The 16416-nt window shown below is 72.7% G+C and carries 13 protein-coding genes; 4 read left to right on the top strand and 9 right to left on the bottom strand.

The window, feature by feature from the left end:
* Positions 1–157: 157 nt before the first annotated feature.
* Genes ACFWA7_RS30595 through ACFWA7_RS30585 form a run of 3 tightly spaced genes read right to left on the bottom strand, consistent with a single transcriptional unit; the run spans position 158 to position 4073 of the window.
* The gene (locus tag ACFWA7_RS30595) at positions 158–2002 is read right to left on the bottom strand and encodes a GMC family oxidoreductase N-terminal domain-containing protein (RefSeq protein ID WP_385826333.1); all 1845 of its coding nucleotides are present in this window, start codon (positions 2000–2002) and stop codon (positions 158–160) included.
* Positions 1999–3390: a hypothetical protein gene (locus ACFWA7_RS30590; protein ID WP_385826330.1), complete on the bottom strand. Its 1392-nt coding sequence runs from the start codon at positions 3388–3390 to the stop codon at positions 1999–2001. Before ACFWA7_RS30590 ends, ACFWA7_RS30595 begins: the two co-directional genes overlap by 4 nt.
* Positions 3387–4073, bottom strand: coding sequence for a FadR/GntR family transcriptional regulator (locus tag ACFWA7_RS30585; protein ID WP_385544768.1), 687 nt, complete (start codon positions 4071–4073; stop codon positions 3387–3389). Before ACFWA7_RS30585 ends, ACFWA7_RS30590 begins: the two co-directional genes overlap by 4 nt.
* Before the next feature lie 274 nt (positions 4074–4347).
* On the opposite strand from ACFWA7_RS30585, the gene mutA reads away from it, so the two are divergent.
* Genes mutA through meaB form a run of 3 tightly spaced genes read left to right on the top strand, consistent with a single transcriptional unit; the run spans position 4348 to position 9383 of the window.
* Positions 4348–6198, top strand: coding sequence for a methylmalonyl-CoA mutase small subunit (gene mutA / locus ACFWA7_RS30580; RefSeq protein WP_385826327.1), 1851 nt, complete (start codon positions 4348–4350; stop codon positions 6196–6198).
* Positions 6195–8384: a methylmalonyl-CoA mutase gene (gene scpA / locus ACFWA7_RS30575; protein ID WP_385544709.1), complete on the top strand. Its 2190-nt coding sequence runs from the start codon at positions 6195–6197 to the stop codon at positions 8382–8384. The genes mutA and scpA overlap by 4 nt, the downstream gene beginning before the upstream one ends.
* A gap of 6 nt (positions 8385–8390) precedes the next feature.
* Positions 8391–9383: a methylmalonyl Co-A mutase-associated GTPase MeaB gene (gene meaB, locus ACFWA7_RS30570; protein WP_385544712.1), complete on the top strand. Its 993-nt coding sequence runs from the start codon at positions 8391–8393 to the stop codon at positions 9381–9383.
* A 59-nt stretch (positions 9384–9442) separates the two neighbouring features.
* Here the strand turns inward: meaB and ACFWA7_RS30565 are convergent, their stop codons facing one another.
* The 5 genes from ACFWA7_RS30565 to ACFWA7_RS30545 all read right to left on the bottom strand — a co-directional run bounded on the left by ACFWA7_RS30565 (position 9443) and on the right by ACFWA7_RS30545 (position 13111).
* Positions 9443–10048, bottom strand: coding sequence for a sigma-70 family RNA polymerase sigma factor (locus ACFWA7_RS30565; protein WP_385544715.1), 606 nt, complete (start codon positions 10046–10048; stop codon positions 9443–9445).
* 145 nt (positions 10049–10193) lie between these two features.
* On the bottom strand, positions 10194–10829 hold the full coding sequence (locus ACFWA7_RS30560; protein ID WP_385544718.1) for a hypothetical protein: 636 nt from the start codon (positions 10827–10829) through the stop codon (positions 10194–10196).
* A gap of 156 nt (positions 10830–10985) precedes the next feature.
* Complete coding sequence (locus ACFWA7_RS30555) at positions 10986–11444, bottom strand: luciferase family protein (RefSeq protein WP_385826336.1); 459 nt, start codon at positions 11442–11444, stop codon at positions 10986–10988.
* A gap of 118 nt (positions 11445–11562) precedes the next feature.
* On the bottom strand, positions 11563–12807 hold the full coding sequence (locus ACFWA7_RS30550; RefSeq protein ID WP_385544724.1) for a flotillin family protein: 1245 nt from the start codon (positions 12805–12807) through the stop codon (positions 11563–11565).
* Positions 12808–12868: 61 nt separating this feature from the next.
* The gene (locus tag ACFWA7_RS30545) at positions 12869–13111 is read right to left on the bottom strand and encodes a hypothetical protein (RefSeq protein ID WP_283144791.1); all 243 of its coding nucleotides are present in this window, start codon (positions 13109–13111) and stop codon (positions 12869–12871) included.
* A 509-nt stretch (positions 13112–13620) separates the two neighbouring features.
* Between ACFWA7_RS30545 and ACFWA7_RS30540 the strand changes: the two genes are divergently transcribed.
* Positions 13621–15072 (top strand): multicopper oxidase family protein, encoded by a 1452-nt coding sequence (locus tag ACFWA7_RS30540; RefSeq protein ID WP_385544728.1) that lies wholly within the window; start codon positions 13621–13623, stop codon positions 15070–15072.
* Between the two features lie 220 nt (positions 15073–15292).
* Here ACFWA7_RS30540 and ACFWA7_RS30535 read toward each other — a convergent pair whose 3' ends face one another.
* On the bottom strand, positions 15293–16225 hold the full coding sequence (locus ACFWA7_RS30535) for a trypsin-like serine peptidase (protein ID WP_385826324.1): 933 nt from the start codon (positions 16223–16225) through the stop codon (positions 15293–15295).
* Between the last annotated feature and the right edge of the window lie 191 nt (positions 16226–16416).

Here is a 16416-nt window from a genome sequence, read left to right as displayed (position 1 = left end):
CGCGGGGAACTGCGCGACCAGCACCCACCCGCCCGCAGGCAAACAGGGGCCCGGGGCGAAGCCCCGCAACGGGGTCGGGGGCGCAGCCCCGGGGAGCGGGTCTCAGCCCACCCGGCCGCCCGCCGGAGGGCTTTCGGGAAGGGGCGGGGTGGGGAATTCAACCCCCCACCACCCCCAACGCCCCCGCCATCACACTCACCTGAGGATTCACCTCCGGACACCCCGGCAGCAGCGACCCATCCGCGATCAGCACACCCTCCACGCCCCGCAGGCGCCCCTCCCCGTCCGCCGGGAAGCGGGCCGGGTCGGCGCCCCCGGCCACCGTTCCCGTGGGATGGAAGGCGGAGAGGTGGAGTTGACGAGCGGTCACCCCCGCCAGCACCCCGTCCAGCTCACGCAGACCCCGCACCCTCGGCGCCTTCGGAATCCCCGTAAGCACCTCCTCCGCGCCCGCTGCGAACAGCAGTTGGGCCATCGCCCGTACCGCTGTCATGAGGCGGGCCGCGTCGCGGGGGTCGAGGTCGTAGCGGATCAGGGTGCGGTCGCGGCCGTGGACGCTGCCCGACGGGCGGTCCGCGATCATCGCGCCGAGCGTGGCCAGATGACCCGCGCCGTCCAGTTCGCGGCGCAGCTCGCGGCCCACGCCCGGCAGGACGAAGCTGCCCATGCCGGGCGGGGTCGCCGTCGCCTCGATGAGGACGCCCTGTCCGTGCAGCTCCTCCACCCCGACGCTCTGCAGCACGCCCTCCCAGGCCGTGACCGGCTCCGGGAAACGGCCCGCCACGCTCGTCGCCGGGTGGACGCTGAGGTTGCGGCCGACGCCCGGGTGGGAGCCGAGGCCCGAGCGGCGCAGCAGCGGCGGGGACTGGAGGGCGCCCGCCGCGACCACCACCAGCGGGCTGAGGATCTCCAGCTCGGTGCCGTCGGCCCGCCGCACCCGTACCCCGGCGGCCCGAGGCCCGCCCGGCCGGTCGGCGTCCACCAGGACGCGCCGCACCCGCGCGCCCGTCACGATCCGGGCCCCCGCCGCGCACGCGTCCGGCAGCACCGAGAGCTGCACGCTCTGCTTGGCGCCCGCCGGGCAGCCGACCACGCACTGGCAGGAGCCCTTGCAGCCGGGGGCGTTGCGGCGCAGGGGCGCGGCCCGCCAGCCGAGCCGCTCGGCGCCGGTGAGCGCCAGCAGGCCGTTGTTGCCCAGCACGTCGAGGGGCTGCGGGGCGACGCGCAGTGTCCGTTCGACCTCGTCGAGACGGTCCGGCATGCCTTCCGCGAGGCTGAAGCCGAAGGAGGTGCGCCAGCGGTCGAGGACGTGGTCCGGAGTGCGGTAGCACGTACCGGAGTTGACCAGGGTCGTGCCGCCGACGGCCCGCCCGGTGGGGAGCAGCAGCGGCGGGCGGCCGGCCGCGACGGTCGCCCCGCCGTCGCGGTAGAGCTCGGCGAACCGGTCGAGCGGGGCTCGGCGCCCGAACGACGCGGTGGTGTGGTGGTGTCCCTCCTCCAGGACGACCGTGCGCAGCCCGGCCCGCGCGAGGGTGCGCGCGGCCATCGCTCCCCCGGCGCCGGACCCGATGACCACCGCGTCGGCCGTCGTCCGCGCGGGCCATTCCTCGGCCGGTACGCAGTCGAGCGGCGGATCGTCCGGCGGCGCCAGCACGGGTCCGCGCCCGCCCTCGTGGAGCAGGCGTTCCGTCCCGGCTGCGAGCAGCACCGGCACCTTGAGGAGGTCGAGGACCGGGGCGAGGGCGGGGCGTGCGCCGAGCGCCGCCATGACCTGTTCGCGCTCCTCGGAGCCCAGCGCGGCGAGCCGCCGTCCCGTCCGGGCGACCGCGTACGCGTCCACGGCCGCCGCCGCGCCCCGCAGCCCCGCCCGGGCGGGCGCGGGCATCGAGGCGAGGACGCCGTCGAGCCTGAGCGGCACCTTCGCCGTCCAAGGCCGGGTGCCGTCGTCGGCGAGGAGTGCGGCCACCAGGCCGGACACGGTCCGCGTGCCGTCGTTGCTCATCGCCCGCCCACCTCCGCGTGGGCGGTGCCCTCCACCGTCCACTCGGCCTCCGGCCGCCACCTCCCCCACCAGCGCTCCAGGCGTACGACCGCGTCCGCCGCCTCGCTGTTGCGGCAGACGGCCTCGCTCCCGTCCGGGTCCGTGTAGGAAAGGGTGAGGGTGCGCGCCTCCGGCTGGGTGACCTCGACCCGGATGCGTCGCAGGCCGGAGCGTCCGGTCACCGTCCACACCGGCAGCCCGATCTCCGCCCGGAAACGGCCCGCGCCCGCCCATCCCACGGCAGACCGTTCCGCCCGCCGGGGCCAGGTGCGCCCGCGCCGCCGCAGCCGCAGGAAGACCAGCGGTGGCAGCCCGCGCAGGACGGGCCGCGTCGAGACCGCCGCGACGACCTCCAGGACGTCACCGCCGCCGAGGTCCGCGTGCAGCCAGGACCAGCGGTGGGCGTTGCCGTGTCCGTATATCCGGGCGGACGCGCCCGGCGCGCCCTTCAGCGTCAGGGTGCGCCCGCCGTGGGTGACCGTGCCGTCGTACGTGGCGCGGCCGGCCGGGAGGATCTGGGCGGCGGGCAGCAGGGGGCGGCGCCAGGACCAGCGCGGGAAGGTGAACAGCGGGGCGTCCTGCGGCTGTTCGGCCAGGTCCCAGGTGAACGCGCCCGCCATTCCGGTCAGTCGGCCCGGCCGGACCGAGACGTCTTGTGTGCTGAAGCCGTCCGCGTCGCCCTGCCACGGCTCGGGACCGAAGCGGGCGTGCTCGACCGGGCCGTCCTTGGGGAACACCGCGACCCAGCCGTGGGCGTAGCCGCCCGAGCCGTCGGTGGGCGCGACCAGTTCGTGGTGGAGCCAGAGGCCGTCGCCGGTGGCCGGGTCGGTCGCGGTGGTGTACCAGACCTCGGTACGGCCGGGCTCGCCCTTCCAGCGTGGTGCGGCCAGAGCGTCGGCGCCCTCGCGGCGCGGGAAGCGGAAGCTCGCCAGGAAGGGGGCCAGGCCGGTGCCCAGGGGAAAGCGCAGGGTGCCCACGCCGACCCGCTTGCCCTCCTCGTAGTACAGGGTGCAGGGCAGGACCGTCATCGAGCGGACCGGGCGCAGCGGTGTGACGGATTTCCAGCCGTCCAGGGTCAGCCGGCGCCCGTCCGCGGTGAAGGCGAGGCGGTAGCGGATGCGGCGGCGCGTCAGCGGGGAGATCTCCAACTCACCTGCCATGTAAGGGTCGTCGGCCCATCCCGCGATCCGGATCCGGCCGGTGAGGCGGGCCTCGGTCGTCCCGGCCGGGCGCAGGACGGTGTCCGCCGAGGCCCGCAGATCGAGTCGGGCCGCACGGGTACGGCCCTCGCCGTCGAGGCGGAACGTGCCGAGCAGCGTCTCCCGGAACTCCGTGCCGCGCGCGCTCATGCCAGGCCTTCCAGCATGATCCGCTCGGTGGCGGTCAGATAGGCGTCCGCCGCCGTATGCGCGGCATGGGGGTCGCCCGCCGCCACCGCCTCGACGACGGGGGCGAGCCGCGCGTACGCCGCCTCCGGGTCGGTGAACGGCCCCACCAGCGCGGCCCGTACGGGAAGGTAGGCGTTGAAGAGGGTGTTGGTGAGGAGCGCATAGACCCGGTTGCCGGTGGCGCGGGCCAGCGCCCGGTGCACTTCGGCGTCGGCCAGCTGCACCGCGTCACCGCCCTGCGACTCCCGTACGGCGTCGAGGAGTTGGCGCAGCTCGGCAACGGCCCTGTCGTCGGAGCGGGCCGCCGCGCGTTCGGCGATCAGCGCGCCGATGCTGCGGCGCACCTCGAAGATCTCGCCGATCCAGTCCGGGCTGTGGCGCACCAGCATCGGCAGCAGGTCGGCGCCGCCCAGGCGCGCGTAGTCGCGGACCCGGGTGCCGACGCCGTGGCGGGTCTCCAGGAGTCCCGCCTGGACCAGTCGGCCGAAGGCGTGCTTGAGGGTGGTGCGGGTGACGCCGTAGCCGTCGGCGAGGCTGCGCTCGGGCGGCAGATAGCTGCCCGCCGGATGGCGGCCGGTGAGGATGTCCTCGCGCAGCCGGTTCTCCAGGACGTCGACGATGGTCTCGCGGGGCAGCGTCTCCACGTAGTCCCTCCCCAGGGTGGTGGTGCCGAAGTTCGCGGTGTGGCTCAGTGGCTGAGCCACTGAACCAGTGGCGTTGCGACACCGTCAAGAGGTGTGCGCCGAGAGGGGGCGATACGTCCGGAGAAGGCGATACGGACCGTTGCGACCATGAACGCGCCCCCGTGTCCGCGCCGGATACGGCACCGTCCATAAAGGATCAAGAGCGTTCCGGAGAGGGCAAGGTCACAGCCCTTCCCCCTGCTGCACCTTTGCGCCCCTGCCCTAGCATCTGAGCATGACGGTCCTGCCTGACGACGGGCTTTCGCTGGCCGCCGAGTTCCCTGATGCAACCCATGAGCAGTGGCAGCGCCTCGTGGAAGGCGTGCTGCGCAAATCGGGTAAAGATGTCTCGGGCACGGCTGCCGAGGAGGCACTGTCCACCCCGGTCGAGGACGGGCTCACCACCCGCCCCCTGTACACCGCGCGAGACTCCGCGCCCGATGCCGGTTATCCGGGCTTTGCCCCCTTTGTCCGAGGAGGCCGGGCCGAGGGCAACGCGGCGGACGGCTGGGGCGTACGACAGCGCCACGCCGGAACCGACCCCGCCCGGGTCAACGAGGCCGTGCTGGCCGATCTTGAGAACGGCGTCACCTCGCTCTGGCTGGCCGTGGGCCGGGGCGGCGTGCCGGTCTCCGGACTCGCCCGCGCCCTCGACGGCGTCTACCTCGACCTCGCACCCGTGGTCCTCGACGCGGGCGCCGACTTCGAGCCCGCCGCCCGGGAGTTGCTCCGCCTGTACGAGGAGCGCGGCGTCCCCGCCGACTCCGCGCGCGGCGGCCTCGGCGCCGACCCGCTCGGCCACGAGGCCCGCACCGGCGAGGCGCTGGACGTGGCGCCCGCGGCCGGCCTCGCCCGGCTCTGCGCCGAGCGGTTCCCGCGGCTGCGCGCGCTCACCGTGGACGCGCTGCCGTACCACGAGGCCGGCGGCTCGGCCGCCGAGGAGCTCGGTGCGTCGCTGGCCACCGGTGTCGCCTATCTGCGCGCGCTCACCGAGGCGGGCCTGTCCGTCGAGGCGGCCTGCGCCCAGCTGGAGTTCCGCTACGCGGCGAGCGCCGACCAGTTCCTGACCATCGCCAAGCTGCGCGCCGCGCGGCGGCTGTGGGCGCGGGTCGCCGAGGCGAGCGGGGCCCCCGCCGCCGGAGCGCAGCGCCAGCACGCGGTGACCTCGCCGGTGATGATGACGCGCCGCGACCCGTGGGTGAACATGCTGCGCACCACGGTGGCCTGTCTGGGTGCGGGCGTCGGCGGCGCGGACGCCGTCACCGTGCTGCCCTTCGACCACTCGCTCGGTCTGCCGGACGGCTTCGCGCGCCGCATCGCGCGCAACACCTCCTCGATCCTCCTGGAGGAGTCGCACCTGGCCCGGGTGATCGACCCGGCCGGCGGCTCCTGGTACGTGGAGCGGCTCACCGACGAACTCGCCCACAGCGCCTGGGAGTTCTTCCAGGCGATCGAGCGCGCGGGTGGCCAGGCGGCCGCGCTGCGCTCCGGGCTGATCCGCGAGCGGCTCGCCGCGACCTGGGCGGAGCGCAGCACGAAGCTGGCGCGGCGGCGCGAACCGGTCACCGGCGTCAGCGAGTTCCCGCATCTCGCCGAGCGCGCCGTCGAGCGCGAGGCGGCCCCCGCCGAGCCCTCGGGCGGACTGCCGAGGGTGCGCCGCGACGAGGCGTTCGAGGAGCTGCGCGCCCGCTCGGACGCCCAGCTGGCCGCGACCGGGACCCGCCCGCGGGTCTTCCTCGCCGCGCTCGGCCCGGCCGCCGCGCACACGGGCCGGGCGACCTTCGCCTCCAACCTGTTCCAGGCGGGCGGCATCGAGCCGGTGCACGACCCGGTGTCGGTGGACGCGGCCACGGCCGCCGAGGCGTTCGCCGCCAGCGGCGCCACCGTCGCGTGCCTGTGCTCAAGCGACGCGCTCTACGACGAGCAGGCCGAGGCGGTCGCCGCCGCCCTCAGGTCGGCCGGCGCGACGCATGTCTACCTCGCCGGCCGCGGCGAGTTCACCGGTGTCGACAGTTACGTCTTCGCCGGCTGCGACGCGGTGGCCCTGCTCTCCTCCGCCCTCGACCGCATGGGAGTGGCGTCATGACGATCCCCGACTTCTCGGAGCTGCCGCTGGCTCCGGGCGCCGGCGCCGACGGCTCCGAAGACCAGTGGCGTACCGCCGTGAAGGAGTCCACCGGGAAGGCCGACGGCGATCTGCTGTGGGAGACCCCGGAGGGCATCGCGGTCAAGCCGCTCTACACCGGGCGCGACCTGGAGGGCCTGGACTTCCTCGGTACGTACCCGGGCGTGGCGCCGTATCTGCGCGGCCCGTACCCGACGATGTACGTCAACCAGCCCTGGACGATCCGGCAGTACGCGGGGTTCTCCACGGCCGAGGAGTCCAACGCGTTCTACCGGCGCAACCTCGCCGCCGGGCAGAAGGGCCTGTCGGTCGCCTTCGACCTGCCGACCCACCGCGGCTACGACAGCGACCACCCGCGGGTCACCGGTGACGTCGGCATGGCGGGCGTGGCCATCGACTCGATCTACGACATGCGCCAGCTCTTCGACGGCATCCCGCTGGACAAGATGACGGTGTCGATGACGATGAACGGCGCGGTGCTGCCGGTTCTCGCGCTCTACATCGTGGCGGCCGAGGAGCAGGGCGTACCGCCCGAGAAGCTGGCCGGGACCATCCAGAACGACATCCTCAAGGAGTTCATGGTCCGCAACACCTACATCTACCCGCCCAAGCCCTCGATGCGGATCATCTCCGACATCTTCGCGTACACCTCGCAGAAGATGCCGCGCTACAACTCGATCTCCATCTCCGGCTACCACATCCAGGAAGCGGGTGCGACGGCCGACCTGGAGCTGGCGTACACGCTCGCGGACGGTGTGGAGTATCTGCGGGCCGGGATCGAAGTGGGCCTGGACGTCGACGCGTTCGCGCCCAGACTCTCCTTCTTCTGGGCGATCGGCATGAACTTCTTCATGGAGATCGCGAAGATGCGGGCGGCCCGGCTGCTGTGGGCGCGCCTGGTCAAGCAGTTCGACCCGAAGAACACCAAGTCCCTCTCGCTGCGCACCCATTCGCAGACCTCGGGCTGGTCGCTGACCGCGCAGGACGTGTTCAACAACGTCACGCGCACCTGTGTGGAGGCGATGGCCGCCACCCAGGGCCACACCCAGTCGCTGCACACCAACGCCCTGGACGAGGCGCTGGCCCTGCCGACCGACTTCTCGGCGCGCATCGCCCGCAACACCCAGCTGCTCATCCAGCAGGAGTCGGGCACCTGCCGGGTCATCGACCCCTGGGGCGGCAGCGCGTACGTGGAGAAGCTCACCTACGACCTGGCGCGGCGGGCCTGGCAGCACATCGAGGAGGTCGAGGCGGCCGGCGGCATGGCGCAGGCCATCGACGCGGGCATCCCCAAGCTGCGCGTCGAGGAGGCGGCCGCCCGCACCCAGGCACGCATCGACTCCGGGCGCCAGCCGGTGATCGGCGTCAACAAGTACCGGGTGGACACCGACGAGCAGATCGACGTGCTCAAGGTCGACAACTCCTCGGTGCGCGCCCAGCAGATCGCGAAGCTGCGGCGGCTGCGCGAGGAGCGCGACGAGGCGGTCTGCCAGGACGCCCTGCGCGCGCTGACCAACGCCGCCGCGTCCGGCACCGGCAACCTCCTTGAGCTGGCCGTGAACGCGGCCCGCGCCATGTCGACGGTCGGCGAGATCTCGGACGCCCTGGAGAAGGTGTACGGACGGCACGCGGCGCAGACCCGTACGATCTCCGGCGTGTACCGCAACGAGGCAGGCGAGTCCCCCTCCGTGGAGCGCACCCGCGCGCTCGTGGAACGCTTCGACGAGGCGGAGGGCCGCCGCCCGCGCATCCTGGTCGCCAAGATGGGGCAGGACGGGCACGACCGGGGCCAGAAGGTGATCGCCACCGCCTTCGCCGACCTCGGCTTCGACGTCGACGTCGGCCCGCTGTTCCAGACGCCGGGCGAGGTGGCCCGGCAGGCCGTCGAGGCGGACGTGCACATCGTCGGTGTGTCGTCGCTGGCCGCCGGTCACCTCACCCTCGTACCGGCGCTCCGCGAGGAGCTGGCCGCCGAGGGCCGGGAGGACATCATGGTCGTCGTCGGCGGTGTCATCCCGCCGCAGGACGTCCCCACCCTCCTGGAGATGGGCGCCGCGGCGGTCTTCCCGCCGGGGACGGTCATCCCGGACGCGGCGTACGACCTGGTGACGCGGCTCGGCGCGGCGCTGGGCCACGACGAGCTGTAGCCGCCCGTGCGCATCGATCTCGACAGCTATGTCAAGGGTGTGCTCGACGGGAAGCGGGCGTTCGTCGCCCGCGCGATCACCCTCGTCGAGTCCACCCGCCCCGACCACCGCACGCTCGCCCAGCAGCTCCTCACCGAGCTGCTGCCGCACGCCGGGAACGCCCGGCGGATCGGCATCAGCGGGGTGCCGGGGGTGGGCAAGTCCACCTTCATCGACGCCTTCGGCACGATGCTGACGGGCCTCGGCCACCGGGTGGCGGTGCTCGCCGTCGACCCGTCCTCCACCCGTACCGGCGGCTCCATCCTCGGCGACAAGACGCGGATGGAGCGGCTCGCGGTGGACCCGGCGGCGTTCGTGCGGCCCTCGCCGAGCGCGGGCACCCTGGGCGGCGTCGCCAAGGCGACCCGCGAGTCCATGGTGGTGATGGAGGCGGCGGGCTATGACGTCGTCCTGGTGGAGACCGTCGGCGTCGGCCAGTCCGAGACGACGGTCGCCGACATGGTCGACTCGTTCCTGCTGCTCACCCTCGCGCGTACGGGCGACCAGCTCCAGGGCATCAAGAAGGGCGTCCTGGAGCTGGCGGACGTGATCGCCGTGAACAAGGCGGACGGGCCGCACGAGCGCGACGCGAAGTCGGCAGCGCGCGAACTGGCGGGCGCGCTGCGCCTGATGCATCCGGTGGACGCGGCCTGGACGCCGCCGGTGCTGTGCTGCAGCGCCCGCGAGTCCAGCGGCCTGGACACCGTCTGGGAGCGGATCGACCAGCACCGCACGCTCCTCGACTCCACCGGGCGCCTCGCCGCCAAACGCCGTGACCAGCAGGTCGACTGGACGTGGACGATGGTCCAGGACGAGCTGCTGGACCGGCTGCGCTCCCATCCGGCGGTACGCGACCTCGCCCCCGCCCTTGAGCGGCGCGTCCGCGACGGCGAGCTGACACCGACGCTGGCGGCGGAGCGGATCCTGAGCGCGTTCCAGGGGGAGCCGGACGGCGCCTGAACTGTCGCTCGTAGAACGGCAAGGCCCGGACCGCACACGGTCCGGGCCTTCCGTGTCGCTCAGGCCGGGACGGCCGCGAGCTCGGCGCCCTCGGCGGCGTGCAGCCGCTCGATCAGCGACTGACGGGCCCGGGCCACCCGGGAGCGCACCGTCCCCACGGGGCAGTTGCTGACATGGGCCGCGTCCGCGTAGGGCAGCCCGAGGAGCTGGGTGAGGACGAAGGCCTCCCGGCGCTCGTCCGGGAGCGCCGCGAGGAGGTCGGCGAGGGCCACCCCGTCGTCGAACCCGGGCAGCCCCCGGGGCTGGGCCCGCTCGGCGGCCGACTGCCAGTCGTCGGTGTCGGACACCCGCGGCCGCGCGGCGGTGTACCGCAGGTTGTCGATCACCGCGCGGCGGGCGATCGAGAGCAGCCAGGTGCGGGCGGAGGAGCGGCCTTCGAAGCGGTGCAGGCTGCCGAGGGCCCGCAGGAAGGTGTCCTGGGTCAGATCCTCGGCGGCCTGCGGGTCGGCGCCGAGGTAGGTGACGTAACGGCGTACGTCACGGTGGAGCGCGCGGACGAAGTGCTCGACGGCTTCGGGGTCGCCGGTGCGGGCGGCGAGCGCCCAGGCCGTTATCGCCTGGTCCGTCGACTCGTCACGCGAGCGGGGCAGGGCAGGAGTGATCACCTGATGTCCTTCTCGGGAATCCGGGATCCGGACCGGCCCGCGAGGCGGGCGGGTCCGGTGAAGGGGTACGGCGGCACGAAGGTGTGCGGCCGATGCCCGGGGCGCCGGAGAGGACTCCGGGGACGCCGCGGGGAACCGGCTGTCGTCAGACGACAGCGGTCCCGGCGGGCGGACCCCGTGAGGTGATCGCGTGGACGAGGAAGAGCTGCCGGGGCGAGCGGACCGTACGGTCCCGGCGGGCGCGCAGGCGCGGGGGCCGCGGTGGCGCGGCCGAGAGCGGGGTCAGCCGCAGCGGGGCGAAGAGCCAGCCTGCGAAGGCCCGCAGGATCCGGAAGGCCGCGCGCTCACCGTGCGCGAGCCACAGGCCGCACAGCAGCGCGGCGAGGAGGTGGGCGGCGAGCATGCCGGTGGGGGACATCCCCAGGGGCATACCGGCCATGTCGTGGCCCATGGAACCCATATGGCTCATATGCCCCGTGGACACCCCGCTCATCGGCATGTCCATGGGCGGCATGGCCGGGTGCGCGGTGGCCTGGGCCCACGAGAACAGCTCGTGCAGTACCGCCTGCGCCCCCACGGCGACGGCCACGACCGGCCCGAACCCGCGCTCGCGCCCCGCCAGGGCCCACGCCGTGGCGCCGGTCGCGACAAAGCCGCAACCCAGCGCCCACCAGGGCACCGGAGCCTGGGACATGAGGGCGTGCCCGAGCGCGGTGAGCAGCACGCAGAGGGCCGCGAACATCGCGGCCCGCACAGTGCGGCAAGCGTCTCCGGCAGTCATGGCGCGCTCATCCTCGCATCCGCACCAGGCGTTTCACCGGCGGGTTCGCACATTGATCCGCCGATTCCACCCTGAAAACGCGCGTGATCCAGCCCACACCAACGCGCCGGAACCCGGCGGCGGTTCGCGCCGACTACTGGGGGGAGCCCAGGGGCGTCAGCCCGGCCGGTGGCCGTGCGGGATGAGGCGGCCCATCGCCCGCCGGGCGGCGGGGACCAGGCCGTGGGGGGTGGCTACGGGCGCCGCCCCCACCCCGACCGTGGCGCGCGGTGAGGGCGCGGCCGAGCCGTACCACTCGCACGGCGGCCCGGGTTGGCACTGACGGGCGTCGCCCTGCGCCTTCAGCGCCACGCTGATCAGACTGAGCAGCAGTTCGACGTCCGCGTCGCAGTCGAGGAGCACGGTGAGCCAGGCGGATCCGGGTGTCACCCGGATCGCGGTGCTGCGCCGGAGCTCGGGCAGCAGCCGCTCTATCGCCGTGTGGGTGAGATGCAGATCGGCGGCGTAGTCGGAGTGGAAGTGCACCACCTCGTACTCCGTCGTGCGGAAGGCTTGCCCAACGGCGCACCGGGGCGGGCCACTTACCAGATTCGGCCATGTCTCCAACTGAGCCATGGCGCGATGGGCCGCGGTCATAACCCCATCCTCGCGCACGATTCACCCGCAGGACACCCCCCATCACGCTTCTCCCGGGCCGCTTGACCAATCCGTGCCCGAACCGCGATGGCCGGATTCAGTCCAGGGTGACCGGACCGTCGCCGGTCCTGGCCTGCGAGGTGCCCTCGGCCGGCCCTTCTCCCTCTCCCCGCGCGGGCTTCCCGGGCGCACCGAGGTAACTCTGCAGCTCCAGCAGACTGCTCCCCTTGGCGGAGCCGTCGCGCCGGTCCTGGCCCTGGCCGGATCCGCTCAGGTTCTGCCGTACCGAGTCGAGGATCGTCAGGCCCTGGCCGACCAGGCCCGCGGCGATCTCGCCCAGGCCGTCGGCCCCGTTGAGCACGTTGACGTTGGCGCCCGCGAGACCGCCCGCTGCCTCCTTGACGATCTGCGGCAGCTGGTCGATCAGCATCCGGTCGAGCGCGACCCGGTCGTACGAGGCGGCCGCCTCGGCCTGGATCTTCATCCGCTCGGCCTCGGCCACGGCCAGCACCCTGATGCGCTCGGCCTCCGCCTCGGCGGGCTTGACGATCTCGGCCACCAGCTGCTGCTGGCGCAGCTTGGCCTGGCGCAGCGCCAGTTCGGTCTGGGCCGCGAGGACCTCCTGCTGGGCGTGGGCCTGGGCGAGCGGGCCGGCCTGGGCGGCCTTGGCCTGGGCACGGTCGACCTCGGCCGAGTACTCGGCCTTGACGACGGCGGTCTGGCGGGCGTATTCGGCCTGGTTGCGCGCGGCCACCTGCTCGGCCTCGACCGAGGCCTGGGTGGCCTGCGCCTGGGCGATCTGGGCCTGGCGCTGGATGGCCGCCTTGTGCGGGGCCGACATCGCCTCGATGTAGCCGGTGTCGCCGTCGTCGATCGACTGGATCTGGAGCGAGTCGACGATCAGGCCGATCTTCGCCATCTCCGACTTGGAGGTGTCCAGGACCTCGGCGGCCAGCTTCTGGCGCTCGGTCACGATCTCCTCGACGGTCATCGAGCCGATGATCGCCCGCAGATGACCGGCGAAGATCCGGCCGGTGAGCACCGACATCTGGTCCTGGTCGGAGAGGAAGCGCTGACCGGCGTTGACGATGCTCTCGTCGTCGTTGCCGACCTTGAAGGCGATGACGGCCCGGACGGTGAGCGCGATGCCCTGCTTGGTCACACAGGTCTCGGTGACCTCGGCCTCGCACATCGCGAGAGTGAGGAACCGCGTCTTGCGGAAGACGGGGAGCACGAACTTGCCGTGCCCGGTCACCACCCGGAACGGCGCTCCCCCGAGGCCTCGTCTGCCGCCCGAGATGAGCATCGCCTCGTCCGGGGCGGGCACGCGGTAACCGAACATCTGGGTCTCCCTTGTCTGTTGCCTGAGGTGCTGATGAGTGGTCCCGAGGGGCCGGGCGGATTCAGCCGGTGCCGAGGCCCAGTTCGTCCAGCGGGTCGGCCCACTCGATGACGTCGACCTGACGCGTGCCACGGGACTCCACGACGAGGACCCTCGCCCCGCGCGGCAACGGCTCCTCGGACCAGGCGAGGAACGTCTCCGAGCCACCGCGGACCCGCACCAGGACCTCGCCGGGGCCGCCGGAACCACGGGTTCCGATCAGCACTTCGCCGGTGCAGCCGATCACGGCATCGTCCTGCTCCATGGCTGGACCGCCCCCCTTGTCACCGCGGAACCGGCCCTCTACGGTCCGGGGCCGCCCACATGTTCCGGACGCGCGACCGATCCGGACTTCTGACGATAGCTCCCCGCCCCCGGACAGCCCATCCTCGGGTGCCTGACGGAGTCTGACGTTCGGATGCCAGAGCCCCTACACAACCGGCAAGTTATTTGCGAAATCTGACACAACCCTGAAACCAGAGTGTCTTGTTCGGCCAGAGTGCCACCGGGAGACTGGAAGACAAGATCTACTGCGTCACGCCGGGCCCCACCCCGGAAGGGCGCCGAAGCACCATGCGACACCCCGAGGCCGAGCTTCATGAACCAGGTGGGGCTGTTCCCCGGGACTGCCGGTCAGGCGGCGGCGAGCCGATCCACTCGCCGGACCGCGTGACAGGCCGGCGGCGCCTGCGGGAGTGCCCGCACGCCGCCCGCACGATCACTGCCAGGACGCCGCGGGGGCGTCCTCAGCATGTCTCGCTGGGAGAGTTCTTGATGATCACACGCAGAAATGCGATGAAGGCCGGCGTCGCGCTCACCGGTGCCGTGGGGGGCGCGGGACTGCTGATTCCGGCCCTGAGCAGCGAGGCGCAGGCTCAGGCCACCGACATCGACCCGACCACCATCCCCAAGTTCGCCCTGGAGATGCCGGTCCCGGAGACCCTGAAGCCGGACCGCATATCGGGCACGACGTCGTACTACAGCTTTGAGATGAAAGAGGTCCAGACCGAGATCATCCCGGGTAGGCAGACGACCGTCCGCACCTTCGACGGCCACTTTCCCGGCCCGTGGATCAAGGCCTGTTCGGGCCACCGCGTGGTGGTGACGCAGAAGAACGACCTGCCCACGCCGACCTCGATCCATCTGCACGGCGGCCACGTCCCGGAGTCCAGCGACGGCACGCCGATGGACCTCATCCAGCCGGGCGGCGAGAAGACCTACACGTACCCGAACAGCCAGCCCAACGCGAACCTGTGGTTCCACGACCACGCGCACCACGTCGAGTCGGAGAACGTCTTCCGCGGTCTGACCGGCTTCTACACGCTGATGGACCTGCCGGAGAAGGCGCTGGGGCTGCCCTCGGGCGCGTACGACGTCCCGATCGCCATCCGCGACGCCCGCTTCGACGACAACGGGCAGCTCGTCTACCAGATGAACGACTTCCGGGGCCGGAACGTCATCCTCGCCAACGGCAAGGCGTGGCCGTACTTCGAGGTCGCGGCGCGCAAGTACCGCTTCCGGCTGTACAACACGGCCAACATGCGGTTCTTCACCCTGAAGCTGTCGGACGGCTCGACCGTCCAGCAGATCGGTGGGGACGGCGGCCTGCTGGAGGCCCCGGTGACCACCGACACGATCTCGCTGACCGCCGGCGAGCGCGCCGACGTCGTCATCGACTTCTCCAAGTACCCGGTGGGCACCACCCTGCAGATCGTCAACACGGAGAACGTGCCCGTGGGTGTGCCCCCCACGCCGGTGCTCCAGTTCCGGGTGACCCGCAAGGCCGCGGACTACAGCCGCGTCCCGGCGAAGCTGCGCACCCTGCCCGCGCTGCCGACGCCGACGGTCAACCGCAATGTGGTCCTGCGCGTGGACGAGGGCGTCGCGGACGGCATGGGGTACATCGACGACAAGGTGTACGACGGCAACCGTGTCGACACCACCATCAAGTACGGCGACACCGAGGTGTGGACGGTCAGCAACGTCAACCAGCGGGTGCCGCACAACTTCCACATCCACCTGGTCCAGTTCCGGGTGCTGGAGCGCAACGGCGTACCGGTGACGTCCGGGCCCGAGTCCGGGCTCAAGGACACGGTCCGGCTGATGCCGGGCGAGAAGGTGAAGGTGCAGGCCACCTTCACCGGCTACCGCGGCAAGTACGTCTACCACTGCCACATGTTCGACCACGCGGCGATGGGCATGATGGCGACGATGGAAGTCGTCTGAGCCTGACGCCCGTCACCCAGCGGCGGGGGCACCGCGGGAATCCTCCCGGGGCGTCCCCGCCCGCCCCTGGTACGGCCGTGTCGCGACCCCGCCCCCTGCTGGCTCCTGCGCCCCCGCCAGGCAGCCCGGAGGGTACCCATGGCAGCGGGCCGCGGCGCGGTCAGGGCGGCGGGCGGACCCGGTTCACCGGATCCGCCCGCCGTCCGCCCAACTCGGCTTCCTATGACTTGGGTTGACGGTACGAGCCGTAGTGCGGCCGTCTGCCGTTCTGGGCGTCGGCGTAGAGCCGGAAGAAGCGGTCGCCGTAGACGGGGCTGTAGGTGATCTGGTTGTACCGTGGATCGGACTCCGGCAAGTCCATACCGCCGCCGTAGTAGCCGCCGACGTTCCCGATGATCTCGCCGGTGCCGGCGCCCCAGTCGACGTCCGAGAACCACGGCCCGCCGGAGACCCCGCCCCACATCCCGGCGCACACGACCCGCATCTGCCGGAACCCGGACAGCGGCCCCGACCGCGCCGCGCAGCGCACCGGCCGGTCCGACGGATTGCGCCCCACCCGGGGATAGCCGAGCATCGTCACGTTCTGGCGGTAACCGGCCTTTCGGACGAGGTGGTTGGCCCCCACGACGTCCTGTACGTCCCTGCCGTCGGCCGACGGCGCCAGCCGGGCGAAGGAGTAGTCCAGGTCGGAGACGGCCCCCTTGCTGTTGCGGACGTACTGGTCGTCCACGAACCAGTCGGTGACCCGGTAGAACCCGTACGGCTGGTCGGCCAGCTCACTGCGCGAGCGGTACTTCGGTACGAAGACGGCCCGCCCGCCCGCACAGTGACCCGCCGTCAGGATCAGGTCGTGGCCACCGCTCTCCACCACGCTCGCCGAGCACTTGTGCGCGCGCATCTCACCGGTCGTCGGGTCCGGGCCCGCGGAGGTGAACAGCACGCCGACGGAGGCGATCCCGGGGATGTGCTCGGCGCTCGGCATGCCGGGCACGGAGGCCGGGGGGCCGGGCGTACCGGCCGGGACGCCGTCCGAGTCGGGGCGTCCGGGGTCGGTCGCGGAGGAGATGCGCCCGGGGGTCCAGAAGCCGAGGACGTCGCCGTCCGACCAGCCGTCGCCGCCGGGAGCGGCCCCCTGGCCCGTACGGGACGTCACATCGGGCGCCGGGCCGGGTGCCTGGGCCGCGTCGGCAGGGGCCCCGCCGGTCAGCAGGAGCGCCCCCGAGGCGGTGAGGCTGAGCCCCAGCCGCAGCCCCAGGCTCAGGCCCAGCCCTGACCCTGACCCTGGGGCTGGGCCTGGGTCTGGGCCTGGGCCTGGCCTCAGTCGGAAAAGATTCATGGGCGACA

This window comes from Streptomyces sp. NPDC059994 (assembly GCF_042737755.1).
Taxonomy (GTDB): Bacteria; Actinomycetota; Actinomycetes; order Streptomycetales; family Streptomycetaceae; genus Streptomyces.
The sequence above is the reverse complement of the archived record's forward strand: the minus strand, read 5'-3'. Positions and strand labels throughout refer to the sequence as shown.